Here is a 20,671-nt window from a genome sequence, read left to right on the forward strand (position 1 = left end):
CAAATATTTGTACCAAAACATATCAAAAAAGGACACTTTATTTCCTATTAAGAAAGCTTATTTAATAAAAAGTAACATCTGTTTTCTATAGGGGGGTACTCTCTTCAAGCTGTTTGAGGTGGTAAATTGTTTCTAAAGCTTGCTTAGGAGAGAGTTCATCAGGATGGATATTTTTTAAAGCTTCGTGAAGAACACAATGTTTGTTTCTTTCTTCATTGACAGGAGATGTTGCTTTAAGAGAAAAGAGGGGTAAATCATCAATGAGTTTATGCCCTTTTCCAGCCATTTCACCTTGTTCTAGTTGATGGAGGACATCTGTCGCTCGTGTAATAACGGCTGGGGGAAGTCCAGCAAGCTTTGCAACTTGTACACCATAGGAACGGTCAGCAGCTCCTGGTATGACCTCATGAAGGAAAACCACATCACCATCCCAATTTTTGACTTTCATGGTTACATTATGCAGTCTATCAAGTTTTTCGGTAAGCGCAGTCATTTCATGAAAATGGGTAGCAAGAATAGCACGACAATGGTTAACTTCATGGAGATATTCAACGGCTGCCCAAGCAATAGATAGTCCATCAAAGGTTGATGTTCCACGTCCTATTTCATCAAGAATAACAAGGGAGTGGTGACTTGCATGGTTGAGAATCGTTGCTGTTTCCACCATTTCCATCATAAAGGTTGAGCGCCCTCGTGCAAGATCATCGGAAGCACCAACACGGCTAAACAGGCGATCAACGACGCCAATATGCGCTGAAGTTGCTGGAACAAATGACCCCATTTGTGCCATAATAGCAATGAGAGCATTTTGCCGCAAAAAAGTTGATTTTCCTCCCATATTAGGTCCAGTTAAAAGCCAGATTGCTGCATACTGTTGATTTTTTTGTACAGAGAGATCACAATTATTGGCAATAAAGGGTTCTGCGGCTTGTTTGCGGAGTGCTTGCTCGACGACAGGGTGGCGTCCTGCTGTAATATGAAAGGTCAGTGAATGATCAATTTTAGGGCGGCAATATCCTTGTTCTTCAGCAAGATGTGCTAGAGCGACAGAGACATCTAAAATTGCAAGTGCTTCAGAGGCTTTACGAATAAAGTCAACTTGTTCGGTAATTTCCTGAACGAGAATATCAAAGATTTCTAATTCAAGCGTCAATGCATGGTTGGCAGCATGGGCAATACGGCTTTCAAGGTCAGCAAGCTCTGTTGTCGTAAAACGCATAGCATTTGCCATTGTTTGGCGATGAATAAAACGTGCTTTAGCCTGTGGATTATTTGTGAGAGCAGATGCTTGTGTACTGGTTACTTCAATGAAATAGCCTAGAATATTATTATGCTTTATTTTAAGCGTCTTAATATCTGTTTCTTGGGCATATTTCGCTTGAAGTTCAGCGATAACGCGGCGAGATTCGTCACGTAAAGCCCGCATTTCATCGAGTTCTTTATGATAATTGGAGCGAATAAATCCCCCATCACGTTTAAGCAGTGGGAGATCATCAGCTAATGCTTGCTCTAAATGAATGTATAAAGCTGTGGGTAAGTTTGAGAATATCTGCTGTACATCACTTATTTCTTGAGATAGGAGCTCATTATTAAGGAGTTGATGCAGTTCACGAATGATTTCAAAACCGCGTTGGATTGTCGCCATATCACGGGGGCCTCCTCGTCCAAGAGCCAAACGTGAAACGGCGCGGGGCATATCTGGTCCCCCTTTTAAAATAAGCTTTATCGCTTCTGCAAGAGAAGGATTACGTAGAAAAAAATCGATAGAATCCAAACGCGTATCAATCGCTGAAGGAGTGGTGAGGGGAGCAATAAGGCGGTCAATAAGAAGGCGTGACCCTCCTCCTGTTACAGTGCGATCAATCGCTTTTAATAAACTTCCATCCCGTTGACCTGATGTCGTACGAATAAGTTCAAGGCTTAATCTGGTTGCAGCATCAATAAAAAGAGTCGCACTTTCATTTTGGCGCTCAGGCTGCATGAGGGGAGGACGATGCGTGATTTGTGTTTTTTCGATATAACGAATAGCCGCCACAATTGCAGAGAGTTCGGAACGTGAATAATCGGCAACACCCTCAAGAGTTGAGAGTTTAAAATAATTGCAAATATCGCGTTCAGCGGTGAGTGCATCAAAGAGACAAGCAGGTTGAGGTGAAACGATACGATCAAGAACATTAAAAAGCGATTTGTGAGATTTATCATGAAAAAAGGAATCAGCAACAATGATTTCTTGTGGATCCACACGCATAATATCTGCCAAAAGTTTTTCTTGGCGGCTTTCTGTTACACGAAATATGCCTGTTGAGATATCAATCCAAGAAAGAGCAAACTCTTCTCCATCACTGGTTTTTATACGGGAAAGCGTCATCAAATAATTTGCACGCGTTGGATCAAGGAGTTTTTCTTCTGTTATTGTTCCAGGTGTTACAAGACGAACAACATCACGCCGAACAACAGATTTTGAGCCACGTTTTTTCGCTTCAGCAGGATCTTCTATTTGTTCACAAACAGCAACGCGATAACCACAAGCAATGAGTTTTTGCAAATAATCATCTGCCGCATGAACGGGAACACCACACATAGGAATATCTTGTCCTAAATGTTTTCCGCGTGCTGTGAGTGTGATTCCTAAAGCCTGAGCCGCTTCAATTGCATCATTAAAAAATAATTCATAGAAATCCCCCATCCTGTAAAAGAGAAGGGAATCATGATTGATGGCTTTGATTTCTATGTACTGCTCCATCATAGGTGTAAGACGTTCTTGAGAGGAAGCAGATGAGGAGGCAGGCTGTGGAATTAAATTATTTTTATGATTGTTTTTTTTATCCATTTGTACGAGGCCTGTTTCCTTTAAGTGAAGTTTTTACTCTTTTTTGTTTACTTCGATATTTATTTATCTCTAAATTGCAACGTATCATCAGATTTGCTAAGGCAAGAATAGCGATTTCTAACATATGAATCAAATTTAATAACTATACGCATTATCAAGCAAAATTTACACTGTTTTTGGAGAAAATAAAGTGAGATGAAAAAGAGCGAGCAGGATCAGAAAATGTCTCAAACTGTTTACAGTGCGAGCGAAAGAGAAGCTCTAGATTTTCATAGTCGTGGTCGACCAGGAAAGCTTGAGATTGTTGCAACAAAGTCTATGGCAACACAGCATGATTTAGCACTTGCTTATTCACCAGGTGTTGCAGTTCCAGTTAAGGCAATTGCTCAAAATCCAGCACTCGCTTACGATTATACAGCAAAAGGCAATCTTGTTGCTGTTATTTCAAATGGTACAGCTATTTTAGGGTTAGGCAATTTAGGTGCCCTTGCCTCTAAGCCGGTCATGGAAGGCAAAGCAGTGCTGTTTAAGCGTTTTGCGGATATTGATTCCATTGATTTAGAAATTGATATAAATGATACGGAAAGTTTTATCAATTTGGTGCGTCATTTAGAACCTTCTTTTGGTGGAATCAATCTTGAAGACATTAAGGCACCTGAGTGCTTTATGATTGAAAGCCGCCTACGCGAGGTGATGAATATTCCTGTTTTTCACGATGATCAACATGGTACAGCGATTATTGTTGCTGCGGGTGTTCTCAATGCTTTGACTTTAACAGGGCGCGATATGCAAAACACGCGGTTAGTCTGTAATGGTGCTGGTTCTGCTGGGATTGCTTGTATTGAACTGATTAAAGCAATGGGCTTTCGTTCTGAAAATATCATATTATGTGATACAAAGGGCGTGGTCTATGAAGGTCGTAAAGAGGGAATGAATCAGTGGAAATCTGCGCATGCTATTCGAACGGATAAACGTACGCTTATGGAAGCAATGGAAGGAGCAGATATATTTTTCGGGGTTTCTGCTAAAGGTGCTCTTACCCCTGAAATGGTAAAATCCATGGCGCCGCAGCCGATCGTTTTTGCTATGGCCAATCCCGATCCAGAAATTACGCCGGAAGAGGTTATGCAAGTGCGTCATGATGCTATTGTTGCAACAGGGCGTTCCGATTATCCAAATCAGATTAATAATGTTCTCTGTTTTCCTTATATATTTCGTGGTGCGCTTGATGTGCGTGCAACAGTTATTAATGAAGACATGAAGATTGCTGCGGCAAGAGCTCTTGCTGATTTAGCGCATGAGGAAGTACCTGACAGCGTTGCAGAAGCTTATCGTGGAAAGCGATTAAAATTTGGTCCTAATTATATCATTCCCGTTCCTTTTGATCCGCGTTTGTTCACAGTTGTTTCAATAGCGGTAGCAAAAGCAGCAATGGAAAGCGGTGTTGCACAAAAGAACATAGATGATTTAGAGGCCTATGAGCGTGATTTAAATGCGAGGCGTGATCCTACTTCTTCGATAATGCGTGGGGTTTATAACCACGTTCGTCAAGCGCCAAAACAAATTGTTTTTGCAGAAGGTGAAGAAGAACAAGTTATGCGGGCAGCCGTTTCTTATGTTCATCAAAAATTAGGACAAGCGATTTTGGTTGGTCGGGAAGAGCAAATAAGAGAAGCAGCTGTTATCGCTGGAATTGATTTGGAGCGTGAAGGTATTTCTATTATAAATGCCAAGCTTTCTTGCCGTACAGATGCTTATGCGAATTATCTTTATAAAAAGATGCAGCGTCAAGGCTGGCTGTTGCGTGACTGTCATCGTCGTATCAATAATGATCGCAATTATTTTGCTGCGTGTATGGTGGCACTAGGAGATGCTGATGCAATGGTTACAGGGGTGACACGCAATTATGAAACAGCGTTGATCGATATACGTCGGGCAATTGATGAAAAACCAAAAGAACGATTGATTGGTATTTCAATGGCCATTTGCCGTGGCCGAACTGTGTTTATTGCCGATACAGCTGTTTATGAAAATCCTAATGCTGAAGAATTTGCTGATATAGCGGAACAAACAGCTTCGTTTGTGCGTGGATTTGGATATCAACCACGGGTAGCATTTTTAGCATTTTCTACGTTTGGCTACATGAAAGGGCAGACGACGCAGCAAATTCAGGATGCAATTAATATTTTGCACGAACGCAAGGTTGATTTTGAGTTTGATGGAGAAATAAGCGCTGATGTGGCGCTCAATTCCAAATTGATGCAGCAATACCCATTTATGGGATTAACAGAGACTGCTAATATTTTAGTTATGCCTGGATATCACGCGTCTTCCATTGCCAGCAAAATGTTACAAGAACTTGGTGAAGCAACCATCATTGGTCCTATTTTAATTGGATTGGAAAAATCTGTCCAAATTGTACCATTTAGTGGAAGCGATACAGATGTTGTCAATATTGCAATGCTTGCGGCTTATCATGCCGAAAAAGTCATCTAAAGGAAAAAAAGCCCCTAATATACCAATAATATATCAAGGGGCTTTTTGATAGCAAAAAAAATAAATTTTTTAAGAGGGCTGTATTTGACTGTCCTTTTGTTCTTCAGAAAGACGCTTTTGGAAGAGTGCTGCAAAATCAATAGGGTCAATCCACAAAGGTGGAAAACCACCACTTTGAGTAGCATCAGATATAATTTGGCGAGCAAATGGAAATAAAAGACGGGGACATTCAATAAAGACCAGTGGCATAACATGTTCTTGTGGAATGTTTTTAAGGTGGAAAACACCACCGTAAATCAGTTCTACATGAAATAAGGTTTCAGTGTCATCATTGGCTTTAACGGAGAGAGACAAAACGACATCATAATTATCATCACCAATTGGGTTAGCATTGACGTTAATATTGATATCAATTTGTGGTGACTTTTCACGTGCACGCAATGAACGAGGAGCACCAGGGTTTTCGAATGATAAATCTTTTAAATATTGAGTTAATACAGCAAAAACCGGCTCTCCACCACTGTTATTCATTTCACCTTCGGCCATACGACGAACCTCTCTCATTATAATATGTATATTTATTTTAGATCTAAAGACCAGATTGGTTATCACGCCTTGCAAAAGGTTGCAAGAAATGCGCTCTTTATCTTGAATATTTTTTTAGTTTGTTACAGATTTTTTAGGCATTTCAATGGTTATCATCATTTTTGCGCCATGGAGATTCTGTCGTATCATGAATTGTGTAATCTTCTGCGTTAAGGTCAATTATTTTTTCAGAGTCATTTTTTCTTTTAGTATTTTGATTCATTTTGTTTTTTAATGATGAAAAGAAATGCCAAACAACAGAGCGAATTGGTTTAATAAGAAGTAATATTCCCAAGAGATCACTTACAAAGCCGGGAAGAATAAGTAAAATCGCACTAAACATGATGAAAGCATCATTAATAATATTATTCTCTAATGTGCGTCCTTGGATAAGTTCAGTTTGTATATTTTTTAAAAGGCTAATCCCTTGAATTCGCAATAAAACAACCCCAACTATGGTTGTGAGAATAACCAGACTCAAGGTTGCCAAAATACCAATTTCTTGACCAACAAAGATAAAACCAGCAATCTCGATTAAAAGAATGCAAAGAAAGATAACAACAAAAAAACGAGGATTTATAGAATAAAGTTTTATCACATGAAAATTTCCTTCTGGATGAGTAGGGGGAGAAATTCTTAAGAGAACTCCGTTTAAATACAAAATCTATAAAAATATTTGAATGATAAGATTCCTTATTTTACATATTTATTGATAAATGGTATTGACTGCAATGTTTATTAGAGACTTAATCTTTGGAGATTGACAGCGCCTATGGAATTTGACGTTATACTTGTCATCGCTCTTGTTATTATGGTTGTTATTTTTGTGCAACTCCGTAATGTATTAGGGAAACGAATTGGGTTTGAAAAGCCACCCTTTGATCCTTATTCACGACGTTCTAAAAAACAAGATGAGACAGAAACGACAGATAATATTGTTTCGTTCCCTCATCAGAAAAATTCAGAAAAAGGCAATTTTAGTGAAATTGATGAAATTGCACCAGAGGGAAGTATTTTGAATAAAAATTTGCGAGCACTGCGTAAAATTGACCCGCATTTTTCTCCTCAATTTTTTATAAAAGGTGCACAAATTGCTTATGAAATGATTGTAACAGCTTTTGCCAAAGGTGATCGCAGTCAACTAAAAAGCTTGCTTTGTCAGAATGTTTTTGAAAACTTTTGTACAGCGATTGAACAACGAGAAAAAAACAAAGAAAGAATAGAGTTTACTTTTGTTGGAATTAATAAGATCGAGTTTGTCTCGGCGGCAATACAAGAAAAAGACGAACTTTTAACGATACGTATTGTCAGTGAGATGATTTCTGTTACTTATAATGAACAGGGCGAGCGTATAGACGGTGATCCTGATGCTATTGTAGAAATCAGGGATATTTGGACTTTTGTTCGCAATAGTTTATCGTCAGATCCCAACTGGAAGCTTTTTGCTACAGAAAATGAAAATTAAAATACTTTTTGTTTTTCTTCCATAAGCATTCAATGATTTATGAGAAATTAAAATGTCCTCAAATAAATGGAGACAAAAAAGAGATTTATTGGCTTCACAAGATCGCCTTTTATGGGAGATGGTTTGTCGTACGATAACACCGCTTCACGGTAAGATGCTCTCTTCTACTTCAGAAACTATTGCAAATATTAATGATAAAAAACAGCCTGTAACTCAAATCTCCTTATTGTCTCAGGAAAATCAACAACCCTCGACAATTATTAAAAGAGAAAAGAGGGCAGTTACACAAGCACAAAAGGTTCATTTCTTTGATCATGTTGCACATCGTAAAATTTCCCAAGGTCGTTATCCTCTTGAGGCGCGTCTTGATCTCCACGGTTATATGCAGGAAGAAGCTTATTTTTTCTTAAAAAAATTTCTACAATCCTCTCAGCAGAGAGGATTGCGTTATGTTCTTGTGATTACAGGAAAAGGACGATCCGTTGGGAGCGATGGAGCTTTGTATAGATTTGTTCCGTATTGGTTATCAACACCAGCTTTTCGATATTATGTCCATGCGTTTGAAAAAGCAGCGCGTCAACATGGCGGAGAAGGTGCGCTTTATGTTTGGTTGCGCCGTTTCGTATCGGGAAAAGAAATGTGATGTTATTGAGGTCGTTTCAGGTTCAATATTGATTTTATAAGATCTCGTATATTACAGGTTGTAGAAAGGATGTGATAATATACTGATTAATAACGATAATTAATTATTTCCCATATATTGCGCAAAAACCTTAAATACAATATTCCCTTATTTTTTAATTTTCTTATAAAGGCTTATAAAGACCATTGTTTTACACTCTCTCATTGCCTCATGCTTTTGTTTTTACAGATTTAATGTGATAACAGCACTCACGAAAAACAGAATGTTTCAGGCAGAACATACTTATACTACATATTCACATGCTTATTAAAAAAATATCTCCTAATATTTTCAAATTCATTTTATGGAAGGGCGTGTAAAAAGTAATCTCCATGAGGTGTACAAAATTCATTGTACACCACCATCTTTACACTTACATATAAAGTGCAAGGTTGGATATTCTAACGTGATTTACCACTTCCCAATATGGCGATAGCCCTTGAATTTCCCCTTAGTACTTGAGAAAGTTTATAAGCGGTGTGTCTTTCTTTAAGTGTTTTTACTCTACACGGCTCTCGTCTCGTTTGTGATGTGCAAACGAAAGATTTTTATTAATTCAATATAAGAAGACTTAAAATGAGAGAGTCTTATCATATTTGCGGATCTAATTCAGGATGTAAAATGATAAATTGTTTTATAAATCAATGCATTAATCTATTAAGTATATGAAAAATAAAAACATGAGAAATTAAGAAACTACGTTCTTCAAAAGATATTGCTACTATGGATAGTTTTAAAAACTGTATAACTGAATTAAAGAGAATCGTGAAAATAAACAACAATAGACATTTTACAACACGTAGCCACACACTCGCATCAAAAGATACAATTTACGATGAATGCTTTCATGAAGAAATTTTTTCATTCATTAAAGAACAAATTTCTTTCTCATAATAATTCAATAATTAAAATTTAATAACGAAGCGCAGAAGGCGTAGAATACGAGATTCAATCGGAGGATATTACACTCTTATCCGACGTCTTTCAGATATTGGTTGAAATGCTAGCTTAGCGTGAAAGGCACAATAAGGGCTATTTTCATCAGAATCTGCACCACAAAAATGAAAATCTGCTGATAATGGATCGCCAACCGGCCATCTACATGTATTTTCACTCAATTGTAGAAGATTAAGTTGACGTGATATAGGCACAACTACATTGGATTTTGTGGACATATCAACTTCTTTTACATCTTCCACTACAAATTCTGTCTTTAAAGCGGTTTCTTCAATACTTACAGCTGATGTGTTTATTGGCGATACCGTGGATGTGTTGCGACGCACACGTGGAGATGATGGGCTGCTGCTTCCCACGGGAGTTTTTTGCGCACGCGTACTTCCTTGTGCTGTCTTACCACGTCCTGGTAACTTTAATCGATGTACTTTGCCGATGACTGCATTTCTGCTGACCCCACCTAATTGAGCAGCAATTTGACTTGCACTTAATCCTTCACTCCAAAGCTTTTTAAGAAGCTCAACGCGTTCACATGTCCAACCCATACCAGCACTCCATTCCGATTACGTCACTAAGATGCTCTCCCCCGTTGCATCTTCAAATGTTTAAATAATGTTTTCATTACGCTGAATGAAAGAACTTTACACTCTACGTGAGCATAAAAAAATCATCCAACCTGTGGATTTACAAATCAAAACACATCATCTTGCTTATTATATTGTAAATTACAATATGCACTCACTCTATGACAAGAGTCTTTACCTCTTGAAGAGTTTATTTAGAATGTTTTCCCCAACTTGCAAATCAATCATAGGTTAAACTTTCACTTTTGTTTAAGGTTTTTTCCAAAATGCTTATTTGTAGAACCTTCATTGACTTTTTTTCAATTGGTGTAATGATCTATTCCATAGGTGTAATCATTAATCGCAATGAAAGTTGAAAGCACCGTAACGAAATGTACCATGTTGTTTTATTTATAGTGTTGCTTTGTATATATATTGAAAAGGTTAAAATATAAAGGAAATTATGATGGACACCATCTCTGTACAACCACTTTATGAATGCTTCGCACGACGAAATTTGCATTTTGAACAAGGGCATGGTGTATGGCTTATTTCCGATAAAGGAGAACATTATCTTGATTTCACATCTGGCATTGCTGTTAATGCATTAGGGTATTCACATCCAAAATTGGTTGATACACTCAAAATACAAGCTGAAAAGCTTTGGCATGTTTCCAATCTTTTTCAATCTCCTGAACAAGCAGCTCTTGCTACGCGGCTTTGTGCAAATAGTTTTGCAGATAAGGTTTTTTTCTGCAATTCAGGCACTGAAGCATTAGAATGCGCATTTAAAACAGCGCGTCATTATTACTATGCCGCTGGTCATTCAACACGCATTGAAATAATTACTTTTGAAGGGGCATTTCATGGACGTACACTTGCAGCACTTGCTGCGACTGGGCATGAAAAATATCTTGAAGGCTTTGGACCTAAAGCTGGTGGATTTATTCAAGTCCCTTTTTGTGATGAAACCGCTTTGCGTAACGTTATTAATAAAAATACCGCCGCTATTCTTATTGAACCTATTCAAGGAGAAGGAGGAATACGAACGGTCCCTCATGAATATTTAAGATTTTTGCGCAAAATATGCGATGATAATGGTCTGTTATTGATTTTAGATGAAGTCCAAACGGGTGTAGGACGAACAGGAAAGCTTTTTGCCTATGAATGGAGTGATGTCACGCCTGATATTCTTACCCTTGCAAAAGGACTAGGAGGTGGATTTCCATTAGGTGCTTGCCTTGCAACGGATAAAGTTGCAAAAAGTATGACACCTGGGACGCATGGATCAACCTTTGGAGGCAATTTGCTTGGAATGGCTGTAGGAAATAGTATTCTTGATATTTTGTTAGAGCCAAGTTTTCTCAACCATGTTCAGCGTATGGGGGATAAATTAAAAAATGGACTTTTGCACATTCTCAATATCTATCCTGATATTATCTGCGCTGTTCAGGGGATGGGGCTTATGATGGGCATTCAGTGTGTTGTGCCTTCAAATCTTGTTGTTAATGCCTTGGAAAGTGAATATCTCTTAAGTGTTGCTGCCAACAATAATGTTGTGCGCTTATTGCCTCCTCTTATTATCAAGGAAGAAGAAATAGATGAAAGTTTGCGTCGTATTGAAAAAGCAATTTCTTATCTTTCGAAAATAAATAAGGACAGACAAATATCACACACATGACAAATGCTCTTCGTCATTTCACGGATTTATCCATTTTAACGCCAGCAATGGCACGTGCATTAATCGATTATGCAAAAATCCTTAAAGCATCTTTTAAAGCAGGAAAAGGTTCAAAACCTTTTATAGGTAAAACGCTCGCGATGATTTTTGAAAAACCATCCACACGAACCCGTATTTCATTCGATATCAGTATGCGCCAGCTTGGGGGAGATACAATCATGCTCACGGGCTCAGAGATGCAGCTTGGTCACAGTGAAACTATAGCTGACACGGCTCGAGTTTTATCCCGTTTTGTGGATATCGTGATATTACGAACAACAAAACATCAACGTATGCTCGAATTGGCACAATATGCACAAATTCCTGTCATTAATGCCCTTACAGATGATACACATCCTTGCCAAATTTTAGCAGATATCTTAACCTATGAGGAACATAGAGGGTCAATTGCTGGCAAAATATTTGCATGGATGGGAGATGGTAATAATGTGCTCCATTCCTTAATTGAAGCTGCAGCTCTTTTTGGTTTTCATTTGCGTGTTGCCACACCAAAGGGCAGTGAACCACAAGAACAATTTGTACATTGGGCACGTGAGCGGGGAGCGCATCTTATGCTAACCCATAATCCCCAAGAAGCGGCTCAAGATGCTGATTGTATTATGACCGATACATGGGTCTCCATGGGACAAGAGTTTCGTGCTCGCAGTCATTCTATTTTTCAGCCTTATCAAGTAAATGAAGCTCTCATGAAATTAGCAAAACCGGATGCTCTTTTTATGCATTGTCTTCCTGCTCATCGTGGTGAAGAAGTGGTTGATTCTGTGATTGATGGACCGCACTCCGTTGTCTTCGATGAGGCTGAAAATCGTCTTCATGCTCAAAAAGCAATTCTTTCTTGGTGTTTACAAGATGCATTTTTCTCTCCACAATAGCCTCCCTACAACAAATTATATAAAAAAGGTAAAGCTATGAGTGAACAAGCTAAGGATGAAGCCTCTCTCAACAACAACTTCTTGCATGAAGATGATAGTGTTATTCCCTTTCAAGTTGAAGAACTTGATATCCGTGGACGTGCCGTACAACTTGGGGAAACTTTAAATTCTATTCTCACAAGACATCAATACCCTGAACCGGTTTCTTATCTTCTAGCAGAAGCTTTACTTTTAACGGTTCTGATTGGAACTTCTCTAAAACTTACGGGAAAATTTATTCTACAAACCCATTCCGATGGACCGGTTAATATGTTGGTGTGCGATTTTTCGCCTCCTTCCAGTTTACGTGGATATGCTCGTTTTGATAAGGAACAGCTTAAACAAGCCATAGACAATGGTCAAACCTCTTCAGAAATACTTTTAGGAAAAGGCACTTTAGCTTTCACAATTGATCAAGGTCCCCACATGCAACCCTATCAAGGGATAGTTGCATTAGAGGGATCAAATTTACAAGAAGCTTCTCGTATTTATTTTGATCAATCAGAGCAAATTCCTACTGATATTCGTTTGGCTGTTGCCATATTAATTAATCGTGATCAACAAGGAAAATCGCAGAAAAGCTGGCGAGCTGGAGGTATTTTGACCCAACTTTTACCCCAAGAATCGTCTCATCATAAAATAGATGCTCCTCATCAAAAGCGAGAAGAAACGAAAACTCATACCCAATTGGATAACCAATGGCAGGAAGCTAAAATACTCATGAAAACGATTGAAAGTTCAGAATTAACAGATCCCCAAGTGGGTAGTAAACAGTTATTGTTTCGTCTTTTTCATGAACAAGGTGTTAGAGTTTTTAATTCTTTTTCTCTTGTCGATCAATGTTCTTGTTCATGCGAAAAAATTAAAGGAATCCTAGAAGGATTTCCTATTGATGAACGCAATAAAATGGTTAAAGATAACTATATTTCAGTCACATGTGAATTTTGCTCAAAAACGTATCGTTTTACACCGCAAGAATTTCTAGAAGAAAAAACATAATCAAATATTTTTCATAAAAAATGATGATTGCAACAAAAGCCTATTTTATTTGCGTCATAAAAGTTTACGCATAAGCTCATATGAACTTCTAGAATATTTCTTGTTTTAGAGTTTTTTTAGTGTATACGAGTGATCTTTCTGTTGAAATCAGTAATTACGTCATAGAGTGCTTAAAAAAGAGTTCTCTGTAAAATATATTTCCTCTTCTCGAAAAAGCTTCTTTTGTACTTTTTACATCTCAAAAGTTTATTTCTTACAATGAATTCTTTTATAATGTTCATTGATAAATTGATTATGTACTCATAACTTATCTTCTCTGTTAAATGAGACTTTTTGATTGTAGTCATATTTTCTTACTCGAATTTATCTTATTAAGACTCAATAAAGCTTATTAGTTATAATCATAAGGGAAATTATCGAGAGAATAAGAATGTATAGATTCAATATAGGCTTTATGGAGTCTATTACGAACAGATAAGTGTAATGGGAATAAATATAACAATGACGCTGCAAAAAAGCAGATTTATTATTTTATAAAGATGAGAATAGTGGTGAAGTCCCCTCATAACAATGTGTATTTCAGATAAAAAAGCGGAGAAAAAATACTATATGATTTTGAAAACAATAGTTTGTTGCTGTCATTAAGCTAACGATGGTTCTATAGCAATATTGTTTTGTCCAAATAATCAAAACTAAAGCTCCCAAACAGATATTTAATCGCTAAGGAAAAATGAAAACTACTTAAAATTTTTGTCATATTTTGGAGGTTTGTTCTACAGATATTTCTTTACATATGTTTTTGAATCAACAATGATAATACTCTTGTCAAATTTTTCTAAGAAGAATAAGTGGCCGTATAAATAAAATAGCAATACATAGCATGATAAAACGTTATGTTTTTACAAACCTGCATTATTTTTCTTCTGTCATAATCGCTTGTTCAATTTTTGGTAGAATTTTTTTTTGATAAATTTGCCATGTTAAGGGACCAACATGTTTGGCAATAATAATACTCTCTTTATTCAAGAGAAAGGTTTCTGGTGGTCCATACACCCCCCAGTCAATAGCTGTATATCCTGAATCATCAAAGCCAATAAATTTAAAAGGATTACCAAAACTGTTTAAAAAGCGCAGGGCATTTGCTTTGTTATCTTTATAATTAATGCCAATTAGATCAAAACGTTTATCTTGTGCAATTTTCATAAGAAGAGGATGCTCTTCGCGACAGGGTAAACACCAAGAACCCCAAAAATTGACCAATGTGACACGTCCTTTAAACTGTTTTGAATTGAGATAACTTTCTTTATCAAGAAGAGGAAGATAAATATTGGGAGCAGGTTTTTCAGCTAATGCGTTTGGGAGAAGAGAAGAATCTTGAAGGTGTTTTTTATCCATAAAGTTGAAAAAAAACATCATGAGAAGAAGAAAAAGCACAAATGGTCCAAAAAAAACAAGCAGAACAGGCAAAGATATATTTTTTTTAAGTTTTGGAGGGATGTTTTTCATTATACTTTATCTTTTTGTGACAGCTCTTTTTTGTTTAGCTGTTGGAGAATTTTTTTTTGGTAGAGAGCTTTGCAAAGAATATATCCAATAAGACATAAGAGGGATATTGCAGAAAGCACATAGCTTAAAACAACAATTTGCTCGTGTTTAAGGGTGCTCAGGAAAAAATCAATTTTCTGAGATAGATTTCCTAAAAGTCCGCCGTGGATGCCATTTAGGTCGAGCATAATGAAGCGCCTATTGTTGTGCACGACGGGATTTTTTTATCTGAAGTATTTGGATATAACGATGATTGATTTCATTTCGCATAGCCATCAAATAGAGCGTAATAAACATAAAGATGAAACAAAAGAGCATTGTTATAAGGGGCCATAACATAGCATTGTCGATTGTTGGTCCTCCAGTGCGTAACAATGATGCGGGTTGATGCAATGTATTCCACCAATTAACAGAAAATTTAATAATAGGGATATTAACAAATCCAACAAGTGTAAGAATTGCAGTAGCGCGCGCGGCTTTTATTGGGTTGTCGAAAGCTCGTCCAAGCAGGATAATAGCAAGATAGATAAAAAGTAGAATTAAAACTGATGTTAACCGAGCATCCCAGACCCACCATGTTCCCCATGTAGGTCTCCCCCAAAGTGCTCCTGTCATGAGAGCCAAGGCGGTAAAAATTGCTCCAATGGGCGCCCCACATTTGAGTGCCACATCAGCAAGATGATATTTCCAAATCAAATTTCCTAATGCCGCGGCACTCATCGTTATATAACAGAATGTAGACAACCACGCAAAGGGTACATGAAGGTACATAATCTTAACAGTAATCCCTTGTTGATAGTCATCAGGGGAATGCATCACAAGAATCAATCCAAAGATAAGAAAACACAATGTTATGCTGGCTAACCAAGGCAAAATCATTTTGCTTATTTTCATGAAATGGGTAAAACTTATAGGGAGTGATCTCATTTTATATGTGCGCATTATTTCATTCATAAAATTCATAATAGGCAGAGTTTTGCTATGCGGCAATCAACTTTTATTATTCTGATAAAAGTTTAAGCGTTATCGCAGCAACAAAAGAGCTAAAGAGACTCAAAAGAAGTGAAAAAGCGCTGAGAAGAGCTAGGGAAGTGAGAAAAGAGGTATTTGGGTTTATTGGGGCTGTAGCAGCGGAAACACCAAAAATCATAATTGGAATGATCCACGGCAAGATAATGATAAAAATAAGCAAAGTACTGTGCAACAATGAGGTTGCGAGTGCAGCGCCTATAGCACCAATAAAAATAATAGCTGGTGTTCCGCATAAAAGGGTAAGTATTGTTGTAAAAGTTATTACTACATCTAAATGAAGCATGAGGGCTAAAATAGGTGTAGCAAAAATAAGAGGAAGCATTGTTCCTACCCAATGGGCAAGACATTTGGTAAAGACAATTAGTGTAAAACTTTGTCTTTGTTCTGAAAGGATAAATTGGTCGAGATTACCATCATCGCGATCGATTTGGAAAAGTTTGTTCAGATTGAGGAGCCCTGCAAGAAGGGCTCCAAACCACAATATACCCGGTCCTATTTGTGCAAGAGTTTTGGGATCTGGTCCAATGGCAAAGGGGGTTATGACAACAACAGCGATGAAAAACAATAATCCTGTTAGTGAAGTAGCTTGTAGCGCTAATAATAGTTTAAGATCACGCCAGAACAGTGCTTTCATTTTATTCTCTTTATTCTCTCCTAGAGAGGTAAAAATTTTTCCAGAGCGATGGTATGGTTTTCTGGAATACCTAGGGAATTATGAGTCGCGGCGATAATCATACCACCTTGATTGAGATGACGCTGGAAAATACGGGCAAGGAGTTTCTGAGCATGGTTATCGAGACCAGATATTGGTTCATCCAAAATCCAAATAGGACGATAGGAGAGTAAAAGACGGGCAATAGCGACACGTCTTTGTTGTCCAGTTGACAGAGTGTTAAAGGGTAAATGTTCAAGATCAGAAAGACCAATATCGGCAAGGGCTTCATGCACAAAGCGTAAATGTTGACCATAAAATTCTGCCCAAAATTGCAAATTATCAATGACAGATAAGAGAGGTTTCATAGCGTTTTGAGGACCAAGGTAATGACAGGCAGTTGCAACAGGGTATGTTTGATTATGGTCTTTAAGGATTATATGACCTTCAGCAGCTTCAAGAAGACCGACAATGATTCGGAGTAATGTAGACTTTCCGATACCATTAGGACCGGTGATTGTCATAAGTTGCTGTGAAAATAAACAAAAAGAAAGACCTTGAAACAGAATTTCCTCGTTTCTGTAAGCAGCTAGATCTTTGCCTGATAACACCATGTGATTGCCTATTTTGTTTTTATTTTCATATTCTTTAGTGCATTATAGAATAAAAAACACATTTTTTATGCAATTGTACCTAGAATAGTTCTAGAAATAGTTCTATAAGGGGTACCTTACATCAATATCTGGTGTAAAATGGTTTCTGGCGCTGATTTCCGCATTTGCCTATGAGCGGGTGGAGGGGGAAATGGATAGCGGAGGTAATTGCGTCTGCGCTCAAGCTGCGACCTTGACTCGTAGTTTGTGTTGTTCATTCCTGGAAATTGGGTGGTTATAGTATGAGGGTGGACAGTCATGACTCAAATTGATAGCTTTAATTGTCGCAGAGTATTAAATGTTGGTGGCAAAGAATATACTTATTATAGCTTGATCGAAGCGGAGAAGAACGGACTTGAAGGTGTTTCTCGTTTACCGTTTTCGATGAAAGTTATTCTCGAAAATTTATTGCGATTTGAAGATGGTCGCACGGTTAAAAAAGAGGATATCCTCAATGTTGCTAAGTGGTTAAGTGACAAAGGAAGTGCCGGGGCAGAAATTGCCTACCGTCCTGCACGTGTTCTTATGCAGGATTTTACAGGTGTTCCAGCAGTTGTTGATCTTTCTGCAATGCGTGATGCTATGGTTAAACTTGGCGGTAACGCTGAAAAAATCAATCCTCTCATTCCCGTTGATCTCGTCATTGATCACTCAGTTATTGTTGATGCTTTTGGCAATTCCATGGCTTTTAAGGAAAACGTTGAGCATGAATATGATCGCAATGGTGAGCGCTATCGTTTCCTTAAATGGGGGCAGCAAGCTTTTCAAAATTTTCGTGTTGTTCCTCCAGGAACAGGGATTTGTCATCAGGTTAACCTAGAATATTTAGCACAATGCGTGTGGACGAAGAAGGAAGAGGGATGTGAGACAGTTTATCCTGACACCTGTGTGGGAACTGATTCGCATACGACTATGGTAAATGGTTTAGGGGTCTTAGGTTGGGGGGTTGGTGGTATTGAAGCAGAAGCAGCAATGTTAGGCCAACCTGTTTCTATGTTGTTACCTGAAGTGATTGGTTTTCGTCTAACAGGGAAACTTAAAGAAGGTGTAACCGCCACCGATCTCGTGTTGACGGTGACCCAAGTGTTACGCCAAAAGGGTGTTGTTGGTAAATTTGTTGAGTTTTTTGGTCCTGGTTTGGAGCATATGACGCTTGCTGATCGGGCAACGATTGGGAATATGGCTCCTGAATATGGAGCAACGTGTGGTTTTTTCCCAATTGATAAGGAGACAGTGCGTTATCTCAATATGACAGGGCGTGATGAAGATCGGATTGCCTTAGTGGAGGCTTATACCAAAGCACAAGGGATGTGGCATGATGAAATGGTGGCTCATCCCATTTTTAGTGATACAATTGAATTAGATATGGGAACCGTTGTCCCTTCTATGGCTGGTCCTAAACGTCCTGAAGGACGTATTGCATTGGAAAATGTTGGGCAGGGTTTTGAGAAGGCATTGGTCGAAGACTATAAAAAAACTTCTGGACAAGGTGAGCGCTATCAGGTCGAAGGTGAAGAATATACGCTGAGTCACGGTGATGTGGTGATTGCTGCGATTACTTCTTGTACGAATACATCAAATCCAAGTGTTCTCATTGCAGCAGGTCTTTTGGCACGAAATGCTGTAGCAAAAGGTCTCAAAAGTAAACCATGGGTAAAAACTTCTCTTGCACCTGGTTCACAAGTCGTTGAAGCCTACCTTCAAAATTCAGGTCTGCAAAAAGATTTAGATGCGTTAGGATTTAACTTAGTAGGATTTGGGTGCACAACATGTATTGGAAATTCTGGCCCTTTGCATCCAGCTATTTCCAAAACGATTAATGACAATGGTATCATTGCAGCTGCGGTTCTTTCAGGAAATCGTAATTTTGAAGGGCGCGTTTCTCCTGATGTGCAAGCGAATTATTTAGCTTCACCACCGTTAGTTGTTGCACATGCGCTCATTGGGACAGTGTGTAAAGATTTAACCAAGGAACCTCTTGGTGAAGATTCAGATGGTCAACCGATTTACTTAAGAGATATTTGGCCAACTTCTCAAGAAATACAGGAATTTATCGAAGAAAATGTTACGCGTAAAGTTTTTGCTGAAAAGTATGCAGATGTCTTTAAGGGAGATGAAAATTGGCAAAAAGTTCGGATTCCTACAGGTTCTACCTATTCTTGGGATGAGCAATCCACCTATGTACGCAATCCACCTTATTTCGATGCTATGCAGAAAGCTCCTGATGTCTTACCAGATATTAAGGATGCACAGATTTTAGGTTTATTTGGTGATAAAATCACGACGGATCATATTTCTCCTGCTGGTTCTATTAAGGCAGCTTCTCCTGCTGGGAAATATTTAATGGATCATGGTGTTAAAGTGGCTGATTTTAATCAGTATGGAACGCGTCGTGGGAATCATGAAGTTATGGTGCGTGGGACCTTTGCCAATATTCGCATTCGTAATTTCATGTTAGGGGAAAATGGTCGAGAAGGAGGTTATACGGTTCATTATCCGTCAGCGGTAGAACAAACCATTTACGATGCAGCAATGGCGTATAAACAAGAAGGTGTTCCGCTCGTTGTTTTTGCAGGTATTGAATATGGCAATGGATCATCACGCGATTGGGCTGCCAAAGGGACCAATCTTCTTGGTGTCAAAGCAGTGATTGTGCAGTCTTTTGAAAGGATACATCGCTCTAATCTTGTTGGTATGGGCATTGTCCCTTTTGTCTTTGAGGAGGGGCTAAGTTGGAAATCTTTAGGCTTAAAGGGAGATGAAAAGGTGACAATTGAAGGGATTCATAACTTGAAACCTCGTCAAAAGACTGTAGCGAAAATTACTTTTTCTGATGGTACGGTAAAAACCGTTCCATTATTGTGCCGTGTTGATACTGAAGATGAGCTAGATTATTTGCATCATGGTGGAATTTTGCAATATGTCTTACGTAAGTTAGCCGTTTAAATTCTTTTGTTTGTTAAGAAATATCTATTATTAAGCTATAAAGTTGCGGATCAAAGAGTTTAGCTTCGTTTTTTTATGACTATCTTTGAAAATCTAATTGACGTTAGCTTTGGGATTGCGCTATAAGCCACACAGTTATAGGCAGCTTTATAGTTTTGCTTGGGTTGGATTTATTTATATTGGTAGAGTTGTTATTGGGACTCATTTTACCAAGGTGTTGAAAGAGAGAGTATATTTATGGCGAATACACCTTCTGCTCGAAAAGCGGTGCGCAAGGTTGCGGCGCGCACACAGGTTAATAAGGCCCGCCGTTCACGCGTTCGTACTTTTATACGTAAGTTTGATGATGCTTTAGCGGGTGGCGATAAAGCATCTGCAGAGATTGCATTTAAGAATTTTGAGCCTGAAATTATGCGTGCAGTTTCTAAAGGGGTTTTTCATAAAAATGCTGCTGCGAGGAAAGTATCACGTTTAGCTAAACGTTTGAAGGCTCTCAGCGTTTAAGCTTTTTTTCCTTTAATTGAGAACAAAGCCAGTATCCATGAGGGTGCTGGCTTTTTGTTTATTATTTCAAAAAGTTTCTATTGAAAATAAGAATCGATAATGATTCTCCACTT

15 protein-coding genes and 2 pseudogenes are annotated in these 20,671 nt (G+C 38.1%); 8 read left to right on the plus strand and 9 right to left on the minus strand.

Annotated features, from left to right (window positions below):
- Window positions 1-85: 85 nt before the first annotated feature.
- Entirely contained in the window at window positions 86-2,830 is a 2,745-nt protein-coding gene (gene mutS, locus ACFIML_RS02540) for a DNA mismatch repair protein MutS (protein ID WP_375608955.1), read from the minus strand.
- A gap of 195 nt (window positions 2,831-3,025) precedes the next feature.
- Between mutS and ACFIML_RS02545 the strand changes: the two genes are divergently transcribed.
- The gene (locus ACFIML_RS02545) at window positions 3,026-5,326 is read left to right on the plus strand and encodes an NADP-dependent malic enzyme (RefSeq protein ID WP_375608954.1); all 2,301 of its coding nucleotides are present in this window, start codon (window positions 3,026-3,028) and stop codon (window positions 5,324-5,326) included.
- 69 nt (window positions 5,327-5,395) lie between these two features.
- Here ACFIML_RS02545 and secB read toward each other — a convergent pair whose 3' ends face one another.
- Together secB and ACFIML_RS02555 are read right to left on the minus strand one after the other, a co-directional pair.
- Window positions 5,396-5,872, minus strand: coding sequence for a protein-export chaperone SecB (gene secB, locus ACFIML_RS02550; RefSeq protein WP_375606176.1), 477 nt, complete (start codon window positions 5,870-5,872; stop codon window positions 5,396-5,398).
- 142 nt (window positions 5,873-6,014) lie between these two features.
- Window positions 6,015-6,509 carry an FxsA family protein gene (locus ACFIML_RS02555; protein WP_375608953.1) on the minus strand — a complete coding sequence of 165 codons (495 nt, stop codon included), beginning with the start codon at window positions 6,507-6,509 and terminating at the stop codon, window positions 6,015-6,017.
- A 174-nt stretch (window positions 6,510-6,683) separates the two neighbouring features.
- Between ACFIML_RS02555 and ACFIML_RS02560 the strand changes: the two genes are divergently transcribed.
- Together ACFIML_RS02560 and ACFIML_RS02565 are read left to right on the plus strand one after the other, a co-directional pair.
- The gene (locus ACFIML_RS02560) at window positions 6,684-7,376 is read left to right on the plus strand and encodes a Tim44/TimA family putative adaptor protein (RefSeq protein ID WP_375606178.1); all 693 of its coding nucleotides are present in this window, start codon (window positions 6,684-6,686) and stop codon (window positions 7,374-7,376) included.
- 52 nt (window positions 7,377-7,428) lie between these two features.
- The gene (locus ACFIML_RS02565; RefSeq protein WP_375687303.1) at window positions 7,429-8,019 is read left to right on the plus strand and encodes a Smr/MutS family protein; all 591 of its coding nucleotides are present in this window, start codon (window positions 7,429-7,431) and stop codon (window positions 8,017-8,019) included.
- A 1,001-nt stretch (window positions 8,020-9,020) separates the two neighbouring features.
- On the opposite strand, the gene ACFIML_RS02570 is transcribed toward ACFIML_RS02565, so the two are convergent.
- A complete protein-coding gene (locus tag ACFIML_RS02570; protein ID WP_375606180.1) occupies window positions 9,021-9,557 on the minus strand; it encodes a GcrA family cell cycle regulator in 537 nt (178 codons plus the stop codon).
- A 484-nt stretch (window positions 9,558-10,041) separates the two neighbouring features.
- Between ACFIML_RS02570 and ACFIML_RS02575 the strand changes: the two genes are divergently transcribed.
- The 3 genes from ACFIML_RS02575 to ACFIML_RS02585 are packed head-to-tail and all read left to right on the plus strand — an operon-like array spanning window position 10,042 to window position 13,226.
- A complete protein-coding gene (locus tag ACFIML_RS02575) occupies window positions 10,042-11,256 on the plus strand; it encodes an aspartate aminotransferase family protein (RefSeq protein ID WP_375606227.1) in 1,215 nt (404 codons plus the stop codon).
- Entirely contained in the window at window positions 11,253-12,188 is a 936-nt protein-coding gene (gene argF, locus ACFIML_RS02580; RefSeq protein ID WP_375606181.1) for an ornithine carbamoyltransferase, read from the plus strand. Before ACFIML_RS02575 ends, argF begins: the two co-directional genes overlap by 4 nt.
- A gap of 36 nt (window positions 12,189-12,224) precedes the next feature.
- A complete protein-coding gene (locus ACFIML_RS02585; RefSeq protein ID WP_375687305.1) occupies window positions 12,225-13,226 on the plus strand; it encodes an Hsp33 family molecular chaperone in 1,002 nt (333 codons plus the stop codon).
- 912 nt (window positions 13,227-14,138) lie between these two features.
- Here ACFIML_RS02585 and ACFIML_RS02590 read toward each other — a convergent pair.
- The 5 genes and pseudogenes from ACFIML_RS02590 to ccmA all read right to left on the minus strand — a co-directional run bounded on the left by ACFIML_RS02590 (window position 14,139) and on the right by ccmA (window position 17,069).
- Window positions 14,139-14,732 carry a DsbE family thiol:disulfide interchange protein gene (locus ACFIML_RS02590; RefSeq protein ID WP_375606183.1) on the minus strand — a complete coding sequence of 198 codons (594 nt, stop codon included), beginning with the start codon at window positions 14,730-14,732 and terminating at the stop codon, window positions 14,139-14,141.
- Window positions 14,707-14,959: pseudogene (locus tag ACFIML_RS02595) on the minus strand (hypothetical protein). Before ACFIML_RS02595 ends, ACFIML_RS02590 begins: the two are co-directional and overlap by 26 nt.
- Window positions 14,947-15,725: pseudogene (locus ACFIML_RS02600) on the minus strand (heme ABC transporter permease). The pseudogenes ACFIML_RS02595 and ACFIML_RS02600 overlap by 13 nt, the downstream one beginning before the upstream one ends.
- 46 nt (window positions 15,726-15,771) lie before the next feature.
- Window positions 15,772-16,437, minus strand: coding sequence for a heme exporter protein CcmB (gene ccmB, locus ACFIML_RS02605; protein ID WP_375606184.1), 666 nt, complete (start codon window positions 16,435-16,437; stop codon window positions 15,772-15,774).
- A 20-nt stretch (window positions 16,438-16,457) separates the two neighbouring features.
- Window positions 16,458-17,069, minus strand: a complete 612-nt coding sequence (ccmA, locus tag ACFIML_RS02610; RefSeq protein ID WP_375606185.1) for a heme ABC exporter ATP-binding protein CcmA — start codon at window positions 17,067-17,069, stop codon at window positions 16,458-16,460.
- 297 nt (window positions 17,070-17,366) lie between these two features.
- Here ccmA and acnA point away from each other — a divergent pair, with 297 nt between their 5' ends.
- The gene (gene acnA, locus ACFIML_RS02615; RefSeq protein WP_375614900.1) at window positions 17,367-20,054 is read left to right on the plus strand and encodes an aconitate hydratase AcnA; all 2,688 of its coding nucleotides are present in this window, start codon (window positions 17,367-17,369) and stop codon (window positions 20,052-20,054) included.
- 237 nt (window positions 20,055-20,291) lie between these two features.
- A complete protein-coding gene (gene rpsT / locus ACFIML_RS02620; RefSeq protein WP_273790272.1) occupies window positions 20,292-20,558 on the plus strand; it encodes a 30S ribosomal protein S20 in 267 nt (88 codons plus the stop codon).
- Window positions 20,559-20,671 lie beyond the last annotated feature (113 nt).

Source organism: Bartonella sp. AC62GZZY, from assembly GCF_042196525.1.
GTDB lineage: Bacteria > Pseudomonadota > Alphaproteobacteria > Rhizobiales > Rhizobiaceae > Bartonella.

Coding starts and splice junctions, on each gene's coding strand:
- ACFIML_RS02590 (WP_375606183.1), bottom strand. CDS start 14,732: ATGAAAAACATCCCTCCAAAACTTAAAAAAAATATATCTTTGCCTGTT.
- ACFIML_RS02560 (WP_375606178.1), top strand. CDS start 6,684: ATGGAATTTGACGTTATACTTGTCATCGCTCTTGTTATTATGGTTGTT.
- argF (WP_375606181.1), top strand. CDS start 11,253: ATGACAAATGCTCTTCGTCATTTCACGGATTTATCCATTTTAACGCCA.
- secB (WP_375606176.1), bottom strand. CDS start 5,872: ATGGCCGAAGGTGAAATGAATAACAGTGGTGGAGAGCCGGTTTTTGCT.
- ACFIML_RS02570 (WP_375606180.1), bottom strand. CDS start 9,557: ATGGGTTGGACATGTGAACGCGTTGAGCTTCTTAAAAAGCTTTGGAGT.
- ccmB (WP_375606184.1), bottom strand. CDS start 16,437: ATGAAAGCACTGTTCTGGCGTGATCTTAAACTATTATTAGCGCTACAA.
- rpsT (WP_273790272.1), top strand. CDS start 20,292: ATGGCGAATACACCTTCTGCTCGAAAAGCGGTGCGCAAGGTTGCGGCG.
- ACFIML_RS02565 (WP_375687303.1), top strand. CDS start 7,429: ATGTCCTCAAATAAATGGAGACAAAAAAGAGATTTATTGGCTTCACAA.
- ccmA (WP_375606185.1), bottom strand. CDS start 17,069: ATGGTGTTATCAGGCAAAGATCTAGCTGCTTACAGAAACGAGGAAATT.
- mutS (WP_375608955.1), bottom strand. CDS start 2,830: ATGGATAAAAAAAACAATCATAAAAATAATTTAATTCCACAGCCTGCC.
- ACFIML_RS02575 (WP_375606227.1), top strand. CDS start 10,042: ATGGACACCATCTCTGTACAACCACTTTATGAATGCTTCGCACGACGA.
- acnA (WP_375614900.1), top strand. CDS start 17,367: ATGACTCAAATTGATAGCTTTAATTGTCGCAGAGTATTAAATGTTGGT.
- ACFIML_RS02585 (WP_375687305.1), top strand. CDS start 12,225: ATGAGTGAACAAGCTAAGGATGAAGCCTCTCTCAACAACAACTTCTTG.
- ACFIML_RS02545 (WP_375608954.1), top strand. CDS start 3,026: ATGAAAAAGAGCGAGCAGGATCAGAAAATGTCTCAAACTGTTTACAGT.